Origin of the sequence: Kribbella koreensis, from assembly GCF_039525325.1 — a bacterium.
Lineage (GTDB): Bacteria > Actinomycetota > Actinomycetes > Propionibacteriales > Kribbellaceae > Kribbella > Kribbella koreensis.
The window spans coordinates 223,404-244,923 of the sequence record NZ_BAAAHK010000011.1 but is presented as its reverse complement, the minus strand read 5'-3'; the positions used below and the strand labels follow the sequence as shown (position 1 = coordinate 244,923).

The 21,520-nt window shown below is 66.3% G+C and carries 21 protein-coding genes; 9 read left to right on the top strand and 12 right to left on the bottom strand.

Going from position 1 to position 21,520, the window contains the following annotated elements; translation table 11 throughout:
* Positions 1-20 precede the first annotated feature (20 nt).
* The 12 genes from ABD116_RS23120 to ABD116_RS23065 form a co-directional block, all read right to left on the bottom strand.
* A complete protein-coding gene (locus ABD116_RS23120) occupies positions 21-737 on the bottom strand; it encodes a hypothetical protein (RefSeq protein WP_343973845.1) in 717 nt (238 codons plus the stop codon).
* A gap of 88 nt (positions 738-825) precedes the next feature.
* Positions 826-1,182: a YciI family protein gene (locus ABD116_RS23115; RefSeq protein WP_343973842.1), complete on the bottom strand. Its 357-nt coding sequence runs from the start codon at positions 1,180-1,182 to the stop codon at positions 826-828.
* Positions 1,175-1,747, bottom strand: coding sequence for a hypothetical protein (locus tag ABD116_RS23110; RefSeq protein ID WP_343973839.1), 573 nt, complete (start codon positions 1,745-1,747; stop codon positions 1,175-1,177). The genes ABD116_RS23115 and ABD116_RS23110 overlap by 8 nt, the downstream gene beginning before the upstream one ends.
* An 85-nt stretch (positions 1,748-1,832) precedes the next feature.
* Positions 1,833-3,476 (bottom strand): phospholipase C, encoded by a 1,644-nt coding sequence (locus ABD116_RS23105; RefSeq protein WP_343973835.1) that lies wholly within the window; start codon positions 3,474-3,476, stop codon positions 1,833-1,835.
* A 24-nt stretch (positions 3,477-3,500) separates the two neighbouring features.
* Complete coding sequence (gene efeB / locus ABD116_RS23100; RefSeq protein ID WP_343973832.1) at positions 3,501-4,913, bottom strand: iron uptake transporter deferrochelatase/peroxidase subunit; 1,413 nt, start codon at positions 4,911-4,913, stop codon at positions 3,501-3,503.
* Positions 4,910-6,076, bottom strand: coding sequence for an imelysin family protein (locus ABD116_RS23095; protein WP_343973829.1), 1,167 nt, complete (start codon positions 6,074-6,076; stop codon positions 4,910-4,912). Before ABD116_RS23095 ends, efeB begins: the two co-directional genes overlap by 4 nt.
* A gap of 145 nt (positions 6,077-6,221) precedes the next feature.
* Positions 6,222-6,722 carry an SsrA-binding protein SmpB gene (smpB, locus tag ABD116_RS23090; protein ID WP_343973956.1) on the bottom strand — a complete coding sequence of 167 codons (501 nt, stop codon included), beginning with the start codon at positions 6,720-6,722 and terminating at the stop codon, positions 6,222-6,224.
* A 531-nt stretch (positions 6,723-7,253) separates the two neighbouring features.
* Positions 7,254-8,927 (bottom strand): hypothetical protein, encoded by a 1,674-nt coding sequence (locus ABD116_RS23085; RefSeq protein ID WP_343973826.1) that lies wholly within the window; start codon positions 8,925-8,927, stop codon positions 7,254-7,256.
* A gap of 756 nt (positions 8,928-9,683) precedes the next feature.
* Positions 9,684-11,243 (bottom strand): ATP-dependent nuclease, encoded by a 1,560-nt coding sequence (locus ABD116_RS23080; protein WP_343973823.1) that lies wholly within the window; start codon positions 11,241-11,243, stop codon positions 9,684-9,686.
* Positions 11,244-11,426: 183 nt separating this feature from the next.
* On the bottom strand, positions 11,427-12,290 hold the full coding sequence (locus tag ABD116_RS23075) for a hypothetical protein (RefSeq protein WP_343973820.1): 864 nt from the start codon (positions 12,288-12,290) through the stop codon (positions 11,427-11,429).
* A complete protein-coding gene (locus ABD116_RS23070) occupies positions 12,291-13,544 on the bottom strand; it encodes an NsdA family TPR-like regulatory protein (protein ID WP_343973817.1) in 1,254 nt (417 codons plus the stop codon). It abuts the gene before it with no gap.
* Between the two features lie 367 nt (positions 13,545-13,911).
* Entirely contained in the window at positions 13,912-14,259 is a 348-nt protein-coding gene (locus tag ABD116_RS23065; RefSeq protein ID WP_343973814.1) for a GntR family transcriptional regulator, read from the bottom strand.
* A gap of 115 nt (positions 14,260-14,374) precedes the next feature.
* Here ABD116_RS23065 and ABD116_RS23060 point away from each other — a divergent pair, with 115 nt between their 5' ends.
* From ABD116_RS23060 to ABD116_RS23020, 9 genes are all read left to right on the top strand, one after another.
* Positions 14,375-14,611 (top strand): helix-turn-helix domain-containing protein, encoded by a 237-nt coding sequence (locus ABD116_RS23060; RefSeq protein ID WP_343973811.1) that lies wholly within the window; start codon positions 14,375-14,377, stop codon positions 14,609-14,611.
* A gap of 107 nt (positions 14,612-14,718) precedes the next feature.
* A complete protein-coding gene (locus ABD116_RS23055; RefSeq protein ID WP_343973808.1) occupies positions 14,719-15,081 on the top strand; it encodes a hypothetical protein in 363 nt (120 codons plus the stop codon).
* Positions 15,081-15,596, top strand: a complete 516-nt coding sequence (locus tag ABD116_RS23050) for a Pycsar system effector family protein (protein WP_343973805.1) — start codon at positions 15,081-15,083, stop codon at positions 15,594-15,596. Before ABD116_RS23055 ends, ABD116_RS23050 begins: the two co-directional genes overlap by 1 nt.
* Complete coding sequence (locus ABD116_RS23045) at positions 15,593-17,830, top strand: type IV secretory system conjugative DNA transfer family protein (protein ID WP_343973802.1); 2,238 nt, start codon at positions 15,593-15,595, stop codon at positions 17,828-17,830. Before ABD116_RS23050 ends, ABD116_RS23045 begins: the two co-directional genes overlap by 4 nt.
* Positions 17,827-18,408: a hypothetical protein gene (locus ABD116_RS23040; RefSeq protein WP_343973799.1), complete on the top strand. Its 582-nt coding sequence runs from the start codon at positions 17,827-17,829 to the stop codon at positions 18,406-18,408. Before ABD116_RS23045 ends, ABD116_RS23040 begins: the two co-directional genes overlap by 4 nt.
* The gene (locus ABD116_RS23035; RefSeq protein WP_343973796.1) at positions 18,405-19,073 is read left to right on the top strand and encodes an RRQRL motif-containing zinc-binding protein; all 669 of its coding nucleotides are present in this window, start codon (positions 18,405-18,407) and stop codon (positions 19,071-19,073) included. The genes ABD116_RS23040 and ABD116_RS23035 overlap by 4 nt, the downstream gene beginning before the upstream one ends.
* On the top strand, positions 19,070-19,258 hold the full coding sequence (locus ABD116_RS23030) for a hypothetical protein (RefSeq protein ID WP_343973793.1): 189 nt from the start codon (positions 19,070-19,072) through the stop codon (positions 19,256-19,258). The genes ABD116_RS23035 and ABD116_RS23030 overlap by 4 nt, the downstream gene beginning before the upstream one ends.
* Entirely contained in the window at positions 19,258-20,007 is a 750-nt protein-coding gene (locus ABD116_RS23025) for a hypothetical protein (protein ID WP_343973790.1), read from the top strand. The genes ABD116_RS23030 and ABD116_RS23025 overlap by 1 nt, the downstream gene beginning before the upstream one ends.
* The gene (locus ABD116_RS23020) at positions 20,004-21,440 is read left to right on the top strand and encodes a DUF2637 domain-containing protein (protein WP_343973787.1); all 1,437 of its coding nucleotides are present in this window, start codon (positions 20,004-20,006) and stop codon (positions 21,438-21,440) included. The genes ABD116_RS23025 and ABD116_RS23020 overlap by 4 nt, the downstream gene beginning before the upstream one ends.
* Positions 21,441-21,520: the final 80 nt, after the last annotated feature.

Sequence of the window (21,520 nt, the reverse complement as noted above, 5' to 3'; positions counted from 1 at the left end):
TCCGCTGTCCGGCTGCTCGGTCAGTTGTAGAGCCAGTAAAGATTGGTCCGGTCGCCGGACCCGGCATAACTGTAGATATTGGCGTTGCCCGTGTTCATGATGTAGGGGTTACCGCTGGTCTCGGTGAACTCCGCCAGGCCGAGCGCCTGACCGGTGATCCTCGAGACATGGTTCGCCAGGTGCTGCGCGGAGGATTTGCAACTGGGGTAGTAGTTGTTCATCTGGATTTCGACCTCGGTCGCCCAGATCTTCGGCGCATCGCCGGTCCATTGGCCGGTCGCTTTGGAGCACCTGTTGTCGTTGGCGTTGTAAACGGAGTAGTGAATGACCTGGTACGGCGGAATGCTGGCCGGACAGTTCGAGCCCGGCCCGGCATAGGTGAGTACCGGGTTGACCGTGCCCGACTCGAAGGCGTTGCCGGCCGCCTCTATCGGCCAGGTGGCGCCGATGTTGTTGTCCTGGCAGATCGTCTTGTTCTGGAATCTCCAGCCGTTGTAGTAATTGGTGAGTACCTTGCCGGGTGCGGCCGTCGCTACTTTGCCGTCGATCCGGGTGGTGGTCTTCCCGTCCACGCCGACCGAGAACTCTGCGTTGTGCAGCGTCGGCTGGGGTGCTTTTCCTGAAGCGGCAATCCCCGGAGCGGCCTGGAGCCCGGCGACACAAACGAGTGCTGTCCCTGCGAGTGCCGCGATGATGCGGTGGCGCATAGTGAAGCCCTTCTGAAGTCGTTCGGTCATTTGCCCGGGTCAGACTGAAGGCTGGTTTCAGACGCGAAGGAATTCAAGACGGAAGCCCCGATTCTGCACTTTGTTGCAAAAACCCGGTTCAGCCTCCGACGGCAGGCGGGAACCGTTGCAGTTCTTGGGGCCAGTCGAGGGCTACGGCTAGGCGGCCGGCCCAGTGGCGGGCGGTTTCGTCGTCGGGGACGCGGATGACGCAGAAGCCGCCGAGGTGTTCCTTGGACTCGACGTAGGGGCCGTCGCTGAAGACCGGCCGGCCGTCCTGGGCGGTGACGCTGCAGAGCACGGTCGAGGCGTCGAGGGCGCCGTTGCTGAAGACGAAGACGCCGGCCGCCTTCATCTCGTCGATTACGGGCTTCACCGCGGCCGACTTCGCCTGGATCTGCTCGGGCGTGTGCTCGGGCACCCACTCGTCGTTGAAGGTGATCAGATACTCAGTCACTGTCGTCTCCTCTCGGGGCAACAGTTGCCCCTGCACCATCACCACGAACGGCGGTGCCCCGATCCGACATACGGCGGAATCTCGAGCGGAACCTCGAGTCGTACTCGAGCTGCACGTAACCCGAGGAGTGCACTCCGACCGCCACGAACCCCATCACCAGGAACACGATGCCCGCACCGAGGGAGATGTGCCAGAAGGCTGCCGTGAGCCCGACGAACGCCGAACCCTGGGCAACCGCCTTCGCCACCCCGACGAGCGCCGACGTGCTCGTCCGGCGCCGGAAGGACTCCTGCCGGTTCAGCACCAGCAGCGCGGCGAGCAACGGGATCGAGACCGCGAACGCGACGACGCACACCGTCGCCGCCAGGTCGAGCGGGTCCTCGGTCAGGAACGGCTGCACGACCACCAGCCCGGCAGCCGCCAGTCCGCCGTAGACCAGATTGGACTGCCGGATCCACTCCTCCTGGGCCGCCGGGTCGGCGGCGGCACTCTCGACTTCCTGCCGGACGCGCTCGGCGTCGGCTTCCGTCAGGTTCGCCTGCTCGGTCAGAGAGTCCTCGTCCATGCGGCTATCTTCCCGAACCCCCGGCGGCGGCCGAACAACACCTCGGGGCCGGACGACGAATCGTCCGGCCCCGAGGTCTTGCGTGTCAGTGCTTGGTGACGGCCCCGGTGGCCGGGTTGAGCAGTACCGGCCGGGGGTTCGGGCGGTGGTGGAAGTCGAGCATGCCGGTCAGTGAGCCGGCGCGGGCGTCGTACGAGGAATCGCCGATCGAGCCGGTCCGCCAGTTGTCCTCGATGAACTTGAGGATCGAGGTCTGGTCGGTCCGTTTGTGGTCGACGTAGTTGGTCTTGCTGAACGGGCTGATCACCAGCAGCGGCTGCCGCGGACCGAAGCCACAGCGGTCGGCGTACCCGCCAGCGGCCGGCTTGCCGCCGCATAGTGCCGGCTGGTCGTTGGCCGGGTCCGCGGAACCGTTGCGGAGCGGCGGCGTCACGTGGTCGTACCAGCCGTCGGAGTCGTCATACGCGACGACCACTGCGGTCGAGGCCCAGTCCTTGGACTTCTGTAGCTCGTTGATCGTGTTGACCAGGAAGTGCTGCTCGTCCAGCGGGTCCGAGTAGCCGGCGTGGCCATCCTGGTACTCCCCAGCCTTCAGGAAGCTGACCGCCGGCAGGTTGCCCGCCTTCGTGGCAGCGGAGAAGTCGGTCAGGTCGTACTGGTGGTTGGCCTGGTCGGTCTGCCCGATCTTGGCGACCGAGGTCGGCGGCAGGTGCTTGGGGTTGCTGGTCGACTGGTAGTACTCGAACGGGTTGTGGTGCGGGCTGTAGTCGACCACTGTGTTGCCGCCGACGTTCTGGTGCGTGGCGCCGCAGACGGAGTACCCGTTGGCGGTACTGGTCGGCCGGAAGCCGCCCTGGAACCAGCCCCAGGTGACGCCCTGCTTGCTCAGCAGGTCGCCGACGTTCTTGCCGGTCATCACGCCGAGCGCGTTCTTCGACGTGTGGTTGTTGTCCGAGCAGTCGTCGAACGCCGGGTCCGGGTCGTTGATCATCGTGCCGACGCCGTTCGCGTCCGGCGACGCGACGGTGTAGGCGTCGGTGACCTTCTTGCCGGTGACCGAGTCGACGGCGTAGATCCCGTGGGTCTGACCGGAGATCAGGTTGATCGCACCGGGCGAGGAGGGACCGTAGTTGCTGCTGTACGAGTTGTCGCTCATTGCGTAGTGCTGGGCGTAGTTCCACAGCCCGGTGACCGTGTTGCCGTCGTAGTAGTCCATGACCAGGCCGGGCGCGCCGTACAGGATCGGCTGGCCGGTGCACTTGTCGGTCTCGGTGTACTCGACGAACTTGTCGGCCTTGCCGCCGTTGTACGCCTTCTGCTCCGCGCCGTAGCCGTGGTTCTGGTCGCAGGTCATCGCCTGCTCGTGGCTCAGCCGGCTCGGGTTGAACTGGTTCGGGTTGTGCTCGAGCAGCGTCGGCGTCAGGCCGTTGATGTGCGGCGTGTGGCGGGCCGCCTGGAACTTGGTGCCGTCGGTGTTGGCAGCGTTCGGGTAGGTGCCGAAGTAGTGGTCGAACGAGATGTTCTCGTCGAAGATGACGACCAGGTGCTTGATCGGCGTACTGGCGGTCACCGGTGGCTTGGGATGGTCGCCGCCATCGTGATGCCACCAGCCGTCGCCGGCCCAGGCGGGACCGGCCGCGGCGACCAGCGCCAGCACGCCGGCCCCGGCGACGCCGGTGATCGCCGCCGTTCGGGTTCGTTTACTCCAGGTACGAGGTTTGAGGACCACAATTGCCTCCTTTGGTGAAGCACTTCATGCGAGCAACCCGCGGCCGAGATGGTCGGCGGAGTCCCGGACCCCGGGCAGAATGAGGAAGTAGCCGCCACCCACCGGCTGGATGTAATCGACCAGCGGCTCGTCGGCCAGCCGCTTCTGGATGGTTTCGAACTGGCGCTGGAGATCGCGCTGGTAGCAGACGAAGACCAGCCCCATGTCGAGGTTGCCGACGTTGTCCACGCCACGGTCATAGTTGTACGGCCGGCGCAGGATGCGGCTTTCGTCGCTCTGCGGGGTGCGCGGATTCGCCCGGCGGATGTGGCTGGTCAGCGGGATCGCCGCGCCGATCGGGTCGGCGGCGAAGTTCGGTACGTCGTGCTCGTCGTTGCCGTCGAGCGGGGCGCCGGTGTCGCGCCGCCGGCCGAACATGTTCTCCTGCTCGTTGATGGAGACCCGGTCCCAGAACTCCACCAGCATGCGGATTCGCCGTACGACCTGGTAGCTGCCGCCCTCGGCCCACGGCTGATCGGTTGCTGGCGGCAACCACACCAGCTTGTCCATCAGGGCCGCGTCGTCGATGTCCAGGTTGGACGTACCGTCCTTGAACCCCATCAGATTGCGGGGAGTGCCTGCGGGCCGGGGCGGTGAGGTGAACCCCTCGTACCGCCACCGGACCTGCATCGCGCCGCGGGTGTGCCGGGCGATGTCGCGCAATGCGTGCACCACCGTGTCGCGGTTGTCGGCGCACAACTGCAGGCTCAGGTCGCCATGGCTCTCGGCGGGATCGAGGTGGTCGTTGGGGAAGGTGGTCATGCGGGTCAGCCCGGATGGCTTGCGGTTGGCCAGCCCGTACCGATCGTCGAACAACGAGGCCCCGACGCCGACGGTGACCGTCAGCCGGTCGGCAGGAACTGTCGGCCCGAGTACGCCGGAATCGGTCGGCGGCGCCGAGATCCCCGGATCCGGCGGCGTCCCACCGGCGGTGAGAAAGCGGGCCCTGTCGGTCAACGTCCGGAACAGCTCGGTGAGCTCAGCGCGATTCTGGGCAAGCACATCAAATGACACATGAACGGCCTGCGGCTGAGCCGGCGTAGTAACCCCAGCCTGATGCACCCCATGAAACGGCACGACGGGATCGCTCGCCGGCGCCGCGTCGGCCCTTCCCACCCGGGCATTCCCGGCCCCCGCACCCGCCCCAACCGCAACCCCAGTAACCCCAGCCGTCAGCGCACCCCGCAGAAACGCCCGCCGACCAGTCCCCGCCCGCCCCGCGCCCGACGTCGCCCCGCTGGCCCGCCCGGAGGTGGACTGTCCCGTGCCCGCCCGCTCCGCGCCGGATTGCTCCGGGTTGGGGCGCGTCGCGCCGGACCGCCCCGTGCCGGAGTGCCCGGTGCCGGGCCGCACCGTGCCGGGCCGGTCCCCGGCCGGCTGGTCGTCGGGGGTGCTCATGAGGTTCTCCTGACGTCGCCGATGGCAGCGATTGGCGCCAGTACTTCCACCAGTTGGCTGACGGCGGCGTTGAGGCGTGTACGGGTCTGCTGGTCCAGCGCGGTGGGTGCGATCCAGGTGCCGTCCGGCCGGTGCCCCTTGGCGACCAGGCGTCGGGTGGTCGCGATCCACGTGGCTACCTGCGGCCAGCCGGAGTACCGCGTGCTCATGACCGGCGCGAGCGCACGTAGTACCGCCTGCGTGCCGTCCAAGTTCGCCCCAATGGTGGCGAGCCCAGTGCCGCCGCCCTGGTCGGCCTGCCCAGTCAGCTCGAACTGCAGCGCGTTCTCCATGATCTCGTGGGCGCGCAGCGGCAGATCGTTCGGATCCGTCCGCTCCTTCGGGAAGTCCTCGCGAAGCCCAGCGACAGCAGCAGCAAGCTGAGTCCCGACAGCCACCAGCGATCGAGGCGACTGCCCATGCCACAGCCCGTACTCAATCCGCCGCAACCCACCGAACCCCGGATCCCGCACCCCTGCAGGCAACCCATCCGGCATCCCATCGATCTGATCGGCGAAGTCGCCAAACGTGTCGTACGCCGCCCCCAGCCGCTCATACGCCAGATGCGCGCTCAACCACGCCGCCCGAGATGCCCCCAGATCCCCGCCCCGCAACGTCAGTACCAGCGTGCTGACCTCACCCGCCAGCCTCCCGAGCCCCGCGCCGACATACCCCCGGTACTCCGTAACAGCACCACTCAGGTCCTGGCTGGTGACAGGCAGGACGGCCGGCACCGGTGGGGGAGGACCATCAGTGATCTGGATAGCCGGCCCAGTCACCGCATCGGTGTCCTCCGCCAAGCACCGGAACGCATACGACGCCCGCCCGAGGTTGAGCTGCATGGGCCGACTGGTGTTCGGTGCAAGCCCCTCCACCTCGGCGTACACCCCACCGGTCGCCGGATCAATCAGGTCGACCTCGGTAGTCACCGTCCCCACATTGCTGACCTGAACGGTCTGCGCCCCGCTGTGCGGATCCTTCCACCCGGTACCGCAGTTCCCCCGCGACACGGTGACAGTCGGCGTCTCACCTGCCAAGTCGTGCCCGGAGCACCCGGACAGGACCAGCAGGATCCCGCAGACGGCCAACGCACCAGCGGGGCGCAAGCGCACGACAAACGGCACGAGGGCTCCGGGGGAGGGGTAAACGGTTGATCACCGCTGACAGTAAGCCACCCGGCGACGGCCACCCCATGACAGATGTCAGTGCTCCAGGATGTTGGCCTCCGGGTAACCCACCGTTTGCCTTACCCAGGCAAGTGGTCCCGTATCAGTCCTTGCGACCCTTCAGTCGCCGGCTGACCGCGCGCTCGACCTCGCGGGTCGCCTCTCGCTCCGCGAGCGCGTTCCGCTTGTCCCAGCTCTTCTTCCCCCGGGCCAGCGCGATCTCCACCTTCGCCCGCCCGTCCTTGAAGTACAGAACCGTAGGCACGATGGTCAATCCGCTCTCGTTGACCTTCCGCTCGATCTTGTCGATCTGTGCCCGGTGCAACAACAACTTCCGCTTCCGCCGCGACCCACCCTCGAACCACCGAGCCTGCGAGTACTGCGGAATATGCACCCCATGCAGCCAGATCTCGCCATCCTCGACCTGAGCGAACCCACCCACCAACGAAGCCCGCCCAGCCCGCAACCCCTTGACTTCCATCCCCTGCAACACAATCCCGGCTTCCCAAGACTCCCCCAGCTCATACTCATGGGCAGCCTTGCGATTACGGGCAATCACAGGATCGGTCTCAGGCTTCTTCACACCCCGATTCTGCCTCGGCAGAGGGGTGGTCGCAGAGGGTGCCCCCGGCAGGATTCGAACCTGCGACGCACGGTTTAGGAAACCGAGCGCTGCCGTGACCATGGGCTTCTCTGAGCGCTCTCTAGGCGTCAGGGCAATATCAGCAGATTGGCGGCACTGTGCCTTGTGAGCGTCAGTGATCTCTCGTGTGTTCCCACGGGTGTTCCCAGGCAAGATCCGTTGTTGACGACCACGGCGCCCAGGGGTGCTCGCGCGCCTGACATAGGTCCCCGCGAACTGTGATCCGCCGTACGCTGGCGGGACTCGGATACGGGTGTATCCGAGAGCTGCATGGGGTCAGTGCATCGGACCCTCAGGTTAGGGAGTCGGAGACGACTCTGGCGAGGCTGCCAGCACTAGTCCTGAGCGAGCCAGGTGGCGCGGTTTAACGCCGCTTTTCAGGGATCGTTTCGCGTGTCAGTTGGCGGAGGCCCTGCTGCTTGCCGCCAAAACCTGATCTCGCGACTTACGACAACTCGAGGCAGGCCTTGCGCTTCAGTATGGACGACCGGCCTAATGTGACGCCTTCAAGCTCCAGCCGATTCCGTAGGCGAGACCCTGGCGGACTGTTGGCCACTCAGCGGCGACGAACTTCCCGTGATCAGCGGCGACTGACCTCGGATCAACAGGCGCGCCGTCTTCAATAAGCGGCGGCAACACTCCATTGTATGTCCAAACTTTATCGACATCCACGTCAGAATCGAACGACACCGTTGCATGGAAAGATCGCGTGCGACGAATTGGCACCAGGACATTATATGGCCGGAAATGCTCGGCGGGAATGGTCGCAGCGAGGCCATATCGATAAGTCTCCGCGGTGTGAAACGACTGCGGGAGATGGATGGCAATGCGTTTCACGGTTGCCGACAGCTGCTCAACTTCGAGGAAGTCGACTCCTTCTAGAGGCTCGACCGTCACATCTGCTGTCGCATTAAGGAACATCGACTCCTCGAGTACCTTGACGCCGTCGTGGGTGAATTTGACATCGCTTCTAGTGGTCAATCGAATGCGATGCAATCCAACGGCAGCGTGTGATTCGATTCTGTCAATGAACCACCCGCGCTCTGCGAATGGATTAGTGTCGCTAGAAGGACGGAGTCTACGAGTGAGGACTTGCGCAACAGCTCGATTTGCCTCTCTAAGGCGGCGGATCATAGTTCTTCTGCCACGGCCCGATGCGGTGCCCAACGTGTCAAGACGCCGTGCCAGAAGCTCCTGTTCATCAGTAACCGAAAGGCTGGCGAGAAATACATCCTGAGTCTCTTGCGGCAGGTATTGAGCGGCGTCTAGTAGCAGCGTTTGGATTTCGGCCTGGAGTGATTGTTGCCTTCGTCCGCTGATCTGGGACATGGCGTCAATGTCGCTATAGCCGAGTAATGCTGTCAAACCCGGCCCCAGTCGACGTCCGACGTCAGGCGCCCGGATGCCTCGGCCGCGGGAGAGGTCATCTAGCTCTTTAGCTAGCTGGTCGATGGGGGACCCAGGCGAATCGCCGGCCGGTCGCAATATCCTTCGTACTGTTGGCTGGTGTGTTTCCGTCGAGGTAGACGCATTCGACGGGCCGTGCGACGCGTTCTCGCCACTGGCTTCAGAGCCTCGTTGTGTCGCACTGGAGGAGTCCGCATTTGAGGTGAGCGTCCGGCCTGGTTCGGGCATCCCGTGAAGGGGTGAGGGCCGAGCGAATGGGTCGGGCAGGTTCTCTTCCATCTCGGGGTCCGTCAACAGTTCGCGCTCAGGGGTGTTGCGCCCGATCAGCCGACTCAGCTCTGCAGTTGGCTCCGGATCAGAGTTGCGCGGCTCCAAGGAAGGCGGGGGAGCGTCGAGGTCAACGGGAGGCGCCCCGCGAGGAGGCCGGCGTCGGCTGGTCGTTTGCTGGGCGCTCATGGCTTGCAGCCAAAGCTTGTTGATCCGGCTCATAACCTGATCGACCTGTTGTTGCTCGTGAAAGGTCCTCTGTAGCGTGACGAGAACGACTACCAGTGCCTCGAGGTTTTCCCATCGCGGTACGCGCAACCCTCGAATCGCCTCGCGGATGGCGTCACGACGAAGGGCCCCAGCGAGGTCGCGGTCCGCGATGATCTTGGCGATTAGACGTGTGGAAGGGGTCCCGGCTCGCAGGTAGAGATTGAAGAGCTCCTGCGAGAGGTCGCGCGCAGGGCCTGGCGGCAAGTCTTCCTCGTCGGGCATCCGAAGCATCGGGGTACTCCTCTGTGTGTGGCCGACGTTGGCGAGTTTTGGCGAGTTCTGACGGCGAGCCTCTACGTAGGTGACAATTATCTGGAAGGTTTGCGGGCCCCTCGCGGCCACGAAGGGCCCGCAGCGACACCTACTGAAGAGGCGGCGTCTACGTGAACGATACGACGAACGGCCTGCGCCGGGCGAGTAAGACGGCGAAGACGAGCGCCGGCTCGGCTGACACGGAAGAGGTCCATGCACTCCGGCCACCTTCCGCTTCAGCATCGACCGTCGGTCGACGTTTCTCTCACCTCACGTACTTGTTGTTTGGTGGGAACATCTTGTGCCTGGGTGCCTTGATCACGGTGGCAGTCCTGGGCCAACCAGCGGTCGCGGGAGTGATCGGGGCGGTCTGGGCAACCACTTGTACCGCGCTCTGGCGCTTGTGGAGTTTGTCGTCACGGCTTGAGAGCTGACAGTGCTTGTTGGCCTCGTTCGTGCATGTCGACCAAGATCGAGACACATCATTGCCAGCGTCAGCGCGCCACAAACGACGTGCGAACGGGTTGTGGCTCCCGGTGGCGCCCACGCTTCGCCCGGCAAATCGACAGCCGCCCGTACCGCGCTCATGCCGACCACTGCGGGACCTACGACAGGGCGCCGGTGCAGCCGGGAGGTCCCATCCACCCTTTCGAGGTACTTGTCCAGGGTCCGGAACCACGCGTGACGCCCGCGCATAGTGGTCACACAGGCCGTCGACCGCCAGCCCTAGGTGTAGAGCTCACGGTGCCTGGTTTCGATGATCCGCAATTGGTCGATCAGCTCACCCGCGGACGCTTCGATTTCTGACTTGGCGCCATCTGTGTCACTGAACCAGGAGCAGACATCGACGACGAGCGCGCCCTTCTGCTCCTGAACTGACTTCCAATCCGCGCCGGCCGCACGTGCGTCTTCGATGGCCTTGACACGTTCCTGAAAGCAGTCGGGGTAGTAGGTTTCGATCGTTGGCTCACTGAGTGTCACGAAGCGGTCCGAAGGCCAGCGCTCGAATTTGCCAGCGAGCTCCGCGACAGCCTCGTGCCCGGACTGGTCTCCATCAACAATGACCCACGCTCTGGGCTCCGGCTCGGCTTCTGAATCCTCGACTTTCTGCACGAACAGCATGAAGCGACGTAGGTCTTCGAACATCTTCTTGACCTTGCCGGTGCCGCCGGCTGCGAGCGTCCTGAACCCAGCGAGCTGGGGAACAAAAAAGGGTATCAGGACCTCCCGGAAGAACCGCTCGGCCGTGCTCTCTTCGAAGATCAGCCAGCCGACGGGGTCGGTGACGTCGTAACCGAGGTCCGCCAACGCATCGCGTCGTTCGATGGCGCTGCGGAGGCGAGTGTATTCGGTGGTCGGCAGACCGTCGCCCGGGTGCAGCGACAGGCTGCTCTTGTAGATTATTGCGCCAGGAGTGGAGCCGAGGGTACGAAGAACAAAGTCGCTATGCGTGGAAACGATGACCTGGCAGGCGTGCTCATTCACTGCCTCGATGATGACGCGCAACAACTCTCGGAGGGCTTCGGGATGGAGGTCATTCTCGGGTTCTTCGATCAGCAGGACGCGGGGACCGGGGCTGGCCAACTCGGCAAGGATAGTGAGCACGCCACTTATGCCTTCGCCCATGCGGTCTAGGGAGATGCCTTCGTACTGGCTGACAGCTAGGCCCGGTTGCTGTCCGTGCTGTGTGGGGAACGTACTCACGGACGTTTCATTGCCGAGAACCTGGCCGACGAGGTCGCGAAATCGTCGGCTCTCGGGGTGGTCACCTGTCAGGGAGTGTATCCAAGCCGTCAGGTTGTGGTCATTCACAGCGACGCTTCTCGACTTATCGATGTCGACGTTGCTGTCGTAGCTGCTGAGGGGCTTGCGGCGCGCGAAAACCGGCACGAAGAGGTGATGTGGCCTGGCCGACGGCAGAGGGGAGATATTGTTCCTAGCCGCTCCCTGCAGCCAGGTTGCGTGGACAGCGGGCGTACCCGCTGGCGGCACAGTAACCTCGAGCGCCAGGTCGATTGGAGGAGGTCCATCGTTGCGATATACGGCTTTCACTGGCGATGCGTAAGGCTGAGCCAGGCCGAGTCGTACTTGAACGTCGCCTCTCTCGCGGAGGCGGCGATCCTCCTCCTGAAAGTGTGCGCCCGACTGGACCAGGTAGATCGCCCGTAGTAGCGCTGATTTACCCGAGTTGTTTCGCCCGATCAGTACTGTTACCGGGCCGAGTTCGAGAAGCCCGGAGTCCTTGATCGATCGGAAAGATCGGATCTCCACGGAGTTGATCAACATTTCGCTGGCTCCTCAGGATCGACATACGAAAGTGACGCGGTCACGGTCGTCGCCGGTTCTTTCAGCGCTGTGAAGTGCTCCATCACGACGGCGTCCTGGTTGAGGGCGGTGTATGGCTCGAAAGCGTTCTGCCGTTAGGCGCGTAGCAGAAGCCATGCGGTGATGAGCGCAACCACGCCCAGGCTAAGTTGCTTGCCACATCAACTCTGGCGATGACAACTGTGACTCTGAACGAGTTGAAAGGCTGGCGCGCCAGGTCGCGAGGGTCGCGTCGTCGTGGCGCTTCGTCCGGGGATAACGAGCGCCGTCTGGGTCGGCAATTTCGATCTCGCGCACGTGGGCGATGAGGCCGGCCGCGCCGACATTATCGAGCAGGTCCAAGTACTCCGACCACGTGTAGAGGCCCATTTGATCGGCGGGGCGGGTAGCGCCGTCTGAGAAGATCGCTAGTCTGCGGATGTCGCCGCGGGCATACGTGTTTACAACTGCGTGACGGGCGGCTTCTGGCTCGGCGGCGGCAACCCACCAGCCATCAGCCCGATTGCGAGTGCGAGTCTGGTTGCTCACCAGCGCGGTCAGGGCTGCTTTGTGCTCAGGTGTGTTGAACAGCAGTCCAGCAACGGCATCCGGCTCAGTCCCGGAGATCTCTTCAATCCGGAGATCGCAGGTGACCTGCGGACCATCCCCGTTCTCGACCACTACCGTCACATCCGACAGCGCGAGCGTGTCCACGGTCTCTGGACCGATCCGAAGAATGCCGACTGCGGCACACGGCGTTCCGGGGTCGGTCAGATCGCAGGTGTCGGCATGCGACGTGGCGACCGCCACCAAGGCCTCGTGCAGGCCCTCCATCAATGGAAGGTCCGGCCGGCCAGCCAGGGCTGCGAGAGTGCGCGCACCGAGCTGCTGCGCATACCAGGCGACGCCATGGTGGCAGCCGCCCATCGGCACGCCGGCGCCGTCGACAACTATGGCCAGGTCAGGCGTGACAACGACGAAGTCCTCGTTCGGCCGGCCTGGTGCTGCGTCCGTGGAGAGTGAGAACACTTAGCTTCCGCCAATCTCTGGTTCGACCGCTGCGAGCATCGCACAAAATCGTCCGACCCCGGGAATGTGGGACCACGGAGCCAGCCCGGAGGGCATCGTCCGACGGAGATCTTTGAGGGTACGAGTCGAGCCGGTCGCGATCGCAATTCCGTAGGCTTCCTCGGCAGCCGCAGCTGCCGATTCTGGTTGCTCCGCAAGGATGTGCGCCTGTGCTAGCGAACCGAGGTACTGCCCGCGGTCGCGGTGGTAGTCCGCAGGCAGGCTCCCGATGACGTCCGTGAAGGCGTCTACAGCCTCGTTGCCTCGGCCAAGCTCGAGAACACATTTCGCACGTGCGATCTTTGTGTACAAGCCGAGTTCGCAGTAGCGGTCTGCAGTCGGATCACCGTCCAGGATCTCGCCGTTGTACTTCTCCAGTAGCCCGGCCGCAGTGTCCAGAGCGCGGTCGGATTCCCCGCCGTCACCTGCGATCGCGTGACCGTGCGCCTCTGTCACGGCCGCGATGATCCGGATACGGCCGGTCTCTGGCGAATCGAATCGTTGCGCCGATTGAGCAAACCGAACAGCATAGGCCCCGTGTCGAGCGGTCAGAGCCGCAGCCGCTCGCCGCATCATCACGAAGGATGTCATCCGATCGTCCATGCCACCCTGCGCCCACTCGAGTGCGCGAGTGGCCCAGGCGGTTGCTCCTCGTATGTCGCCGGCGTCCTGGTGAAGCCATCCCGTGAACTCGGCATAGCCGGCGCCGATGCGAAGCAGTCGGGCGAGAACGGCACCGTTAGCGTTCTGCTGCATCGACTCGATTGTGCCGACGTACTCGGTCATCAGAGGCATGAGCGCACGTGGACCGAGCAGGTTGTCAGCCGTGTACTGGTTGCGAAGGTTCTGTTCAAACCACGAGAGGGTGTCACTGGTGGGTTTGGCGAACGAGCTGCCGGTCGGCGTCAGCGTAACGACGAGGTCCGTCGCTCGAACCACCTGACGGTCGGTCAACCCGTTCTGGGGCACTGGCTGCGCGAGCTCCTGAATCAGTATTGCGAATCGCGCCTGTTCGTCAGGCGAAGCGGCGCTCAGGATGTAGTCGAGGTCGCGCTGGCTGACCATGCTCGGCACTACGTCCGGCTGGTGCTCCCACTTCGCGACGCCCCGCGGGGACATCCCGCCAATCCGAGCGGCGAGCTCGTCCATCGTCAGCCGGAGAGCGACGCGGAGGGCGCTTGCCTGCGCGCCAGTCCAGCTGGCGACCAGCGTCACTGCTGGTCTCCCCACAAACTCGCAAATCGGGCCTGCTCGTCAGGCGTTGCCGTGCGCAGCAAGTAGTCGAGATCGCGCTGAGTGTCCATGCTCGCTTCAACGTCCGGTTGGTGCTCCCACTTCGCAAGGCCCCGCGGAGACAACCCATCGAGGCGTGTCGCGAACTCGTCCACCGTCAACCGCAGAGCGATGCGGAGGGCGGTCGCCTGCCCGCCCGTCCAGCTGGCGCCCGTCGTCACCATTGGCCTCCCCAGAAATCTGCCAATACATCGAAGTGCGGTTGAGTGCGGTTGGGTTCATGGCCGCTCCGCGATCACCAGTATTCACTAGTTCTCATGGAGACAAGAGGAATCCGGAGTTCAAGAAGTCACTCTGGTTGCGCGTTCGGCCTGGCAACGCCTGTCTCTTGTTCCAGGTGGTCGACACGCTTCGTTAGCTGTTCGACCGCGGCTCGGAGGGTGTCCAGTTCACTCTCCTTGGCGTCGCCAGCCGCAACGAATACGCCAACTCCGTGGGATGAGCGGAGGCGCCCTTCAGCGCGGAGCGTCTCGATCGCTCGCCGCACGGTCATTAGTGCGACGCCAAATTGCTCAGCAAGCTTTGGACCGGACGGCAACTGCTCGCCGGGCGCCAACTCGCCGTCCGCGATGGCGGCTCGGATCGCATTGGCGACCTTCTCGTAGGCCGGCACTGAGGCGGTCTCATCCAACTTCATGAGTGAACTCTAGTCCGGCCTAGGTGACCTAGCCATGACTAGCCGAACTCTTGATGCGAACTACTTAGCTAGTCTAGACTAGACAAGTCTAGTTAACTCACGAAAGAAGGTAGGCATGACGGAGTCAACTGAGAACCCGCGATGGCTCACCGTCGCGAACGCGGCTCGCGAGCTTGAGATTTCTTCGCTCAGCCTCTACCGCGCCATCAGGGAGGGCGAGTTTCCGGCCATGCGGGTCGGCCGCCGCATCTTCGTGCCCGCTGGCGCGCTCGAAGGACTCGCGGCTGAGGCGTTGAAGCGGGGGGTGCTCATCGACGCGAAGGACTGGCGAGAGCTGCTGGCACTCGGATGAGTCGCCACGCAGCTGCACCGCAGATCAAAGACCGGCCCCGCACAGGCGCCAACCAGAACAGGGCCGGTTCTCCCATCACTCAGGTACGAGTTCGAGAGGTCTACAGCATGACTGACGAGGGGCAGGGCGGCACGGAGTGGGTGCCGCGGTTTGGGATGTTGGAGGTTCAGGCCGAGCGCGCGGAACTGATCCGTGGGTTGTTCGAGCTGGCCGCTTTCGTGGCGGATCACCCGGAGTTGTCGCTGCCGTTCGTGTCGGCGGTTGGTCTTCCGATCGGTGAGTCGTTTTCGGAGGAGATGCGCGAGGTGGAGGCCGCCGCGCTCGCGCTCGGGGTATCGGCTGCCTTTCAGCCGGGTGGTGGCTACTCGGCTGCCCGCCGTGTTGGTGGCCCCCGAGTCGAGCTGCGTTTCACGGCCCGCCCTATTCCCACCGGCGAGGACTACGCGGCTCCTGTCACGGGGGAGGCGTGATGAGCGAGCAGACGGCGATCGCGTTGGCGTGGCGGCTGCATGACTCAGCGGCTGCGGCGATCGATCGGGCGGACACGAAGGCGGGTTTCGCGGCGACGGTGGAGACCGCGCTGGCTGCGGTGGTGTTGACGCTGGTCTCGCAGTCGGATGCGGCGCCGGCCGTGACGCGCGCAATGTTCGGCGTAGCGCTGGTTGGTTTGGCGGTGGCGTTGGGTTCGGCGTTGCTGGTGGTGATTCCGCGGGTGTATCGGCCTGCGGATGCGTTGCTGCCGGGGGAGTTCTTGTACTTCGGCGCGGTGCGCCGCCGGTCGGTCGAGCAACTCGTGGCCAACCATCTGTCGCCTGCGGCCGACGACGACACCGTTGTTGAGCCGCTGGTGGCGATCTGTCATCACGCGAAGCGGTTGGCGGACATCGCGTGGACCAAGCATCAGTGGCTGCGGGTGTCGTTCCTGGCGGCTGTGCTGGGTGTGACGCTTGCGGTGGTCGGTGTGCTGGTCGGTGGTGCGCGATGAACCGGCGGCCGACGACGACCGAGGGTGCGATGGCGCCGCGGTTCGCGGGCGTGATGATGGTGCTGCTGGTCGGGGGAGTGGCGGCGGTGTGGTTTGACCGGTCTCCGTTGCTGACCGAGGTGGGCTACTGGGCTGCGGCTACCGGTGCCGTGGGTCTGGTGACCGCCGGGTTGCTGTTTTGGCGGCTGATGCACGGCGCTCTGATTGCCACGCCCCTGTGGGTGCTGCTGGCCGGCGCGGTTGCGCTGCGGCTCAAGGCGCCGGGCGGTACCGCGGGATGGTTGATCGCTGGCGGCGTTCTGCTGTTGGTCACGTTGGGCCTGGTCGCGGTCAACGGACGGCTCGGCTCCGGGGTCGCGACGGCCGCGTGGCTGGTGTTCGCCAGCCTGGTGCTGCGGGCGCTGCCGGACTCCGTCGCGGTGTCGGCACGGTGGTGGCAGCCGCTGTTTATGGCCGTCGTGGTGCTGGCGGTGACGGTGACGTGGGGGCTGCGGTCGCAGTCGAGTTCGCGGGGTCTGCTGCGCAAGCTGGGGCGCGCGGGTCGGGTCACGGATGGTCTCGCGTCGGGTCGCGACGTGTACCGCACGTCGTCGGCGCGGATGCTGCGGAAGAACGCCAAGCAGGTCCGCCCGTCCCTGGCCGAGGTCCCGGCATGGCGCAGGCGCTTCGTGCCGTTGACCGAGCTGGGCGCGACGATCGCGACCGTCGGTTGGGTCAAGGTTCGCTCCAGCGCGGAGGACCACACGGCGACGTTCGCGGGTCCTCGAGTTGGCAAGACCGGCCTGGTGATGAACCATCTGCTGGATGCTCCGGGCGCGGTGATCGCGACGTCGACCAAGACCGACATCTTGACCGTGACGCGCGGGCAGCGGTCGAAGCGTGGCCCGGTGTACGTGTTCGACCCGGACGGTTTGACCGATGAGGGTTCGACGATCACGTTCGACCCGCTGTCCGGCTGTGAGTCGGCGGCCACCGCGATGGATCGCGCGTCGGATCTGCTGGACGGTACTGGCTCGAAGTCCGAGGACGCCGAGCACTGGGTCGATCTGGCCCGCCAGGCCCTGACGGCGCTGCTGCACGCTGCGGCGTTGGGTGGCTACTCGATGCACGACGTGCAGCGGTGGGTTGCTCACCCGGACTCGGGCAAGGACGACGTGTTGTGGGAGCTGCGGGTCGCGAAGGCGGCCGGGCTTGAGCAGCAGGCCACTCAGTTTTTCACCAACAACGACCGGACGCGTTCGTCGATCTCGACGACGATCATGCCCGCGTTGTCGTGGCTGTCGGTGCCCGCGGCGGCTGCTTCGGCGGCACCGGGCGGGGTCGCGTTCGATGTCCAGCGGCTGCTGGACGAGCGGGGAACGGTCTACCTGCTGGGCTCTGACGATCGCAAGACCGCGCCGCTGGTGACCGCGCTGACCGCGCACATCGCGCGGCAGGCGAAGGCGATCGCGGTCCGGATGCCGGGTGGCCGGCTGGACCCGCAGCTCACGATGGTGCTCGACGAGGCGGCCCTGATCTGCCTGATCCCGCTGGACAAGTGGTCGGGTGACTTCGGGTCGCGCGGGATCACGATGCACATCTCGGTGCAGTCCAGGGCGCAGCTGATCGAGCGGTTCGGCAAGGCCGCCGCCGATGCGCTGATGACCAACGTGACCACGAAGGTCGTGATGGCCGGGTGTGCCGCCGAGGACGATCTCCAGTTCTGGTCGACGCTGTGCGGGCAGCGCCTCGAAGTCGCCGCGACGCGCGACCCCAGCGGCGCCAAGTCGATCAGCGACCGGCACGTGCCGGTGCTCACGCCGGGCCAGGTCGCGCAGCTGCGCACGGGTCAGGCCCTGATCATCCGGCGGGGGATGCCGCCCGCGATCGGTCGGGTCAAGATGGCGTGGACCCGAAAAGACCTTCGCCGCGAGCGGTTCCACAACAGGCCGATCGTGCAATGGGTGACCCGGCACGGCGAAGCGCTGGAACTCAAGGCCGGTGGCCGACTCGTCACCGCTGTGGCCGCGTTCCGCGACGGCGGTTTCGCTGCCGCCGAGCAGCTCGACGCGTGGGTTCGTGGCGGGTTCGCTACTGCGCTTGGCTGGCTCGACTCGCACGATCCGGCCCGCGAGCTAGTGGCACGGCTACGGCTGGCCGGCGCGATGCGCACCGCCCGCGCCGCACTCGCCGACCGCGACACCGCCCGCTCCGTCGCGTCCGAGGAGCCAGCGGATCGGCAGGTGCAGCGATGAGCCGCCGACGCACCGGCCGGCATGCCACGCCCAACTGCACGGCGTGCGGAGTCCGCGAGAACACGATCGTGATTCAGCGCGCCCAGCTGGCAACGCTGCGCCGTGACCTGGCTGCCGTACGGGCCGCTGCCCGCCGGGTCGCAGAGCAGGCGGTGCAGAATCTGCATGGCTTGTTCACGCTGCCGGTGGCCGAGCAGGCCGCGGAGCGCTTCGAGCAGCTCGGCTTCGGCCTCGACGCCCAGCAGCGCATCCGCGACTACGCACTGGTGTTCATGGCCGAGTGCGCCGGCCTCGAACTGCACCAGCGCGTCAACGTTGCGTACGCCCCGTCCGGCAGCGACGGCCCGATCGGGGTCGGGGGCATGGTCGTCGACGTGCGGCTCGACCGCGACGGCGAACCGGTCCTGCTGGTTCGCCTCGACGACCGCACTGCCACTTCGACGCTCGTTGCCGCAGGCTACGACCTCGCCGAGGTGGAGACAGACGGTGTCCTGGCCGGACAACTGCTGATCGTCGTGCCGTTCCCGACTCAGAGCCGCTCGATCGCCGACGGCGGCTGGATCGAGGCCACGTCATGACCGGCCGCGATGACCAGGTGAGCAGCCGGGGCACGGAATGGGTGGTGCTGCCGGATGGGCGGCGGTGGCCTGGCCGGGTGCGCAACGGCCTGCCGGAGTTCAAGTTCGGTCAGGCCCCGGCGGGGCTGTCGACGCGTCGACAACTGCGGGAACGGGGGCTGTGCCGCGGCGGGCAGGAGCCGTTCGCGCGGTTGACGTGGAAGCGCGATCAGCGGTTCGCGTGGCTGTACGTCGACGCGTTGGCGAAGGCGAAGCGGACGCCGAGCGACAAGCAGCTCGCGGCGGTCGAGAAGGCGCTGGCGGCCAGGAAGGTCTGTGCCGGGTGTGGCCCGGTCGACCACTTCGTGCGCACGACCGACCAGCTGTGCGGCGACTGCCACGAGGCCGGCATCGCCCCCACCGCGGGCGGTACCGACGGGTGGCGCACCGTCCAGGCCTGGGACACCGCCGCCGGCGCAGAGGCCGAGGACGCGTCGATGGCGGCCAGCCGGGCGGCCGAGGCGCTGGCCCGCGCAGCCGGCCGCATCGACGTCGCCCAACAGCACGACGAGCGGGCCGAAGAGCTGGCGCGCTGGCACGCCGACGACGCCGCACAGCGAGACGCCGAGCAGGCCCACGCCGGCGCTGATGAGGACTGGACCTACGACGAGAGAGGTGTCGCATGACGACCCCGGCCGGGTCACCCGGTGACGAGCTGCGCGCCTACTACGGCTGCCAGCAGCTGGACGACGCGGGACTGCGCGCGGTGCCTGCCTACGACGAGCACGGCCGCCAGACCGGGCTGGTCGCCATTGACGCGGACGAGTTCGCCGACTGGCTCGAAGCCCTCTACGAGGAAGGAGACGACTGATGCGCCACGACGACGAGCAAGACCCCGGCACCGCCGCCCTGGCAGCGGTCGCCGGGCTCGCCCGTACGGTCGACTCGCTCGGCCGTGACGTCTACACGCTCAACCAGGCCGCGAAGTCCACCGCGGCCAAGGCTGACCTGAAGGCCCTGGCCCGCACGGTCGAGTCGCTCGGCAACACGGTGACGTCGTTCGAGGATCTGCTTGCTCGGCTGACCGCCAAACCCGCCAAGACCAAGGCCTCCGGCGACGGCGAGGCCGAGCCGGTGCGGTCATGGCTGCGCCTGCCCGAGGGCGACGCGGCAGCGGTGGAGGCGGTGCTGAGCGAGCTGTTGCCGTGGATGGGGTTGGTCTATCTGCGCTACGCCACCGCCCGCGAGGAACTGCCGCCGTGCTGGCTGTGGCACCCCGAGATCGTCGAGGAACTGGTCTGGCTGATGGACGCATGGACCGCCGCCTACGAAGGTCCGGAGGCGTCGAACAAGCTCGTCGGCGACTGGCACGACCGGCAACGCCCCGGAGTGACCCGCCGCATCAGCGAATACGCGCCGAGCTGCGACGTGCTCAAGCACCGCGACGACGCCGGACAGTCCGCCGTCACCGTGCCGCTCGCGGCCGAAGCCGACCCGTTCGTGACCTGGTGGGCCACCGACCGCCACCAGACCGGCCCCGAGCCGACCGCAGCACAGATCAAGGCCGGACGCCGTGGCGCCCTGGCCGCCGTCCCCGACACCGCTGGAGGCCAGCGATGAACCCGACGCGATTCTCCCTGCCCGATCTGACCGACCCGAGCACGATCACCTGGCCGATGATCGTGGCCGGCGCGGCCGCGTTGCTGGTCGCCGTCGCTGTGATCGTCTTGGCGATCTGGCTCACCCGCCGCACCTTCCGGGGCATCACTGCCGCCGTCGCGGCCGGGCGGCTGACGACCCGCAGCGTGCTGATCGTGGTCGCGATCGTGGCTGCGCTCGGCGTGGCCGGGATCGGTGGTACGCGGTCGTTCAGCGCGGTCTCAGTGAAGTTCGACAGCCCGCTGGTGCCGTTGGTTGCCGACGGCATGATCATCGCCTGCACCGCGCTACGGCTGGCAGCGTTGACGCGCGGCTGGCGGATTCCCGGCGCACTCGTCACGACGTATGTGTTCATCGGTGGCACGGTGTGGCTGAACATCGACACCGCGACCGGGATCGCCGACGCTCTCGCACACGCGCTCGCGCCACTGGCCTACGCCGTGCTGGTCGAGATGCTCGCGCACCTGCTGCGTCTGCACATGAAGCTCGCGCAGCCCGCGAAGCCCAGGTTGTCGGCGCTGACCTGGTTCACGTCCCCGGTGATCACGACCCGCGTGTGGCTGCACCTGTCGCGGACCGGCGCGGACGACCCGGCGGCCGCGCGGGCGCTCGTGCAGCAGGTCGTGCGGATGGCCTCACGGCTGGCGACGCTATGCCCGAGCTACAAGCTGTGGCCACTGGACGCCGCCCGCGCGGCCCGGACCGCGTGCCTGCAAACGATCCGGGACGGCCTACTCTCGGCCAGCGAGCTTGCCGCGCTCCTTCCGACCGCCGGGCGGCTGACCCCTGGCGAGCTGCTCGCCTTGGTCGACTCCGCCGCCCTTGGCCTCACCGGCCCCGCCGCGCAGCAGAACCCGGCGGCCGACGACACCCGCACCGAGCGGCCCGGTGCACCGGTGTGGTTGATCGCCTACCTACTCGGTGCGCTCCAGACCAGCCCGGCCCAGCAACCGACGCAGCCCGGTGCACCCAGCCTGGCCCGGTCGCTTCACCAGCCCGGTGCAGCCAGCCCGGTGCAGGCCCAGACCCAGCCCGGTAAAGAAACCGTCTCGGGCTGCTCGGGTCACTGCGAGGCGCACAGCCCGGCTGCACCGACCGACGAGGAGCTCCTGGTCGAGCTGCGCCAGATCGCCGACGCCGAGCACGCCGGCGCGGCTCTGAGCCAGCAGCAGATCCGCCGCGCGCTCGGGGTCGGCTCTGGACGAGCGCGGCGGCTGGCCGAGCTGGCGGGGTGGGTCGACCCGACCCCCGCAGCGGCGCCTGATGGGGCGGGGGAGGTGCGGCCGCAGACGCGCGGGCAGCTCCTGCTCGTCACGGCTGCCGGGGAAACCGGCACCGACACCGGACTCGACGACCCCACCGAAATCGATCTCGAAACGAGCAGCAACCGATGACCCAACCCACCAAGGAGCAATCGACCATCAGTCAGTACGAAGCCGTCATCTCAGCACCGAGCAGCTCGACAACAGTCCTC

What these genes read in the sequence shown, in the direction of transcription:
- ABD116_RS23030 (WP_343973793.1), top strand. Translation starts at nt 19,070, where the DNA reads ATGACGACCCCGGCCGGGTCACCCGGTGACGAGCTGCGCGCCTACTAC.
- efeB (WP_343973832.1), bottom strand. Translation starts at nt 4,913, where the DNA reads ATGAGCACCCCCGACGACCAGCCGGCCGGGGACCGGCCCGGCACGGTG.
- ABD116_RS23110 (WP_343973839.1), bottom strand. Translation starts at nt 1,747, where the DNA reads ATGGACGAGGACTCTCTGACCGAGCAGGCGAACCTGACGGAAGCCGAC.
- ABD116_RS23120 (WP_343973845.1), bottom strand. Translation starts at nt 737, where the DNA reads ATGACCGAACGACTTCAGAAGGGCTTCACTATGCGCCACCGCATCATC.
- ABD116_RS23040 (WP_343973799.1), top strand. Translation starts at nt 17,827, where the DNA reads ATGAGCCGCCGACGCACCGGCCGGCATGCCACGCCCAACTGCACGGCG.
- ABD116_RS23025 (WP_343973790.1), top strand. Translation starts at nt 19,258, where the DNA reads ATGCGCCACGACGACGAGCAAGACCCCGGCACCGCCGCCCTGGCAGCG.
- ABD116_RS23045 (WP_343973802.1), top strand. Translation starts at nt 15,593, where the DNA reads ATGAACCGGCGGCCGACGACGACCGAGGGTGCGATGGCGCCGCGGTTC.
- ABD116_RS23035 (WP_343973796.1), top strand. Translation starts at nt 18,405, where the DNA reads ATGACCGGCCGCGATGACCAGGTGAGCAGCCGGGGCACGGAATGGGTG.
- ABD116_RS23080 (WP_343973823.1), bottom strand. Translation starts at nt 11,243, where the DNA reads ATGTTGATCAACTCCGTGGAGATCCGATCTTTCCGATCGATCAAGGAC.
- ABD116_RS23065 (WP_343973814.1), bottom strand. Translation starts at nt 14,259, where the DNA reads ATGAAGTTGGATGAGACCGCCTCAGTGCCGGCCTACGAGAAGGTCGCC.
- ABD116_RS23050 (WP_343973805.1), top strand. Translation starts at nt 15,081, where the DNA reads ATGAGCGAGCAGACGGCGATCGCGTTGGCGTGGCGGCTGCATGACTCA.
- ABD116_RS23055 (WP_343973808.1), top strand. Translation starts at nt 14,719, where the DNA reads ATGACTGACGAGGGGCAGGGCGGCACGGAGTGGGTGCCGCGGTTTGGG.
- ABD116_RS23020 (WP_343973787.1), top strand. Translation starts at nt 20,004, where the DNA reads ATGAACCCGACGCGATTCTCCCTGCCCGATCTGACCGACCCGAGCACG.
- ABD116_RS23085 (WP_343973826.1), bottom strand. Translation starts at nt 8,927, where the DNA reads ATGCCCGACGAGGAAGACTTGCCGCCAGGCCCTGCGCGCGACCTCTCG.
- ABD116_RS23060 (WP_343973811.1), top strand. Translation starts at nt 14,375, where the DNA reads ATGACGGAGTCAACTGAGAACCCGCGATGGCTCACCGTCGCGAACGCG.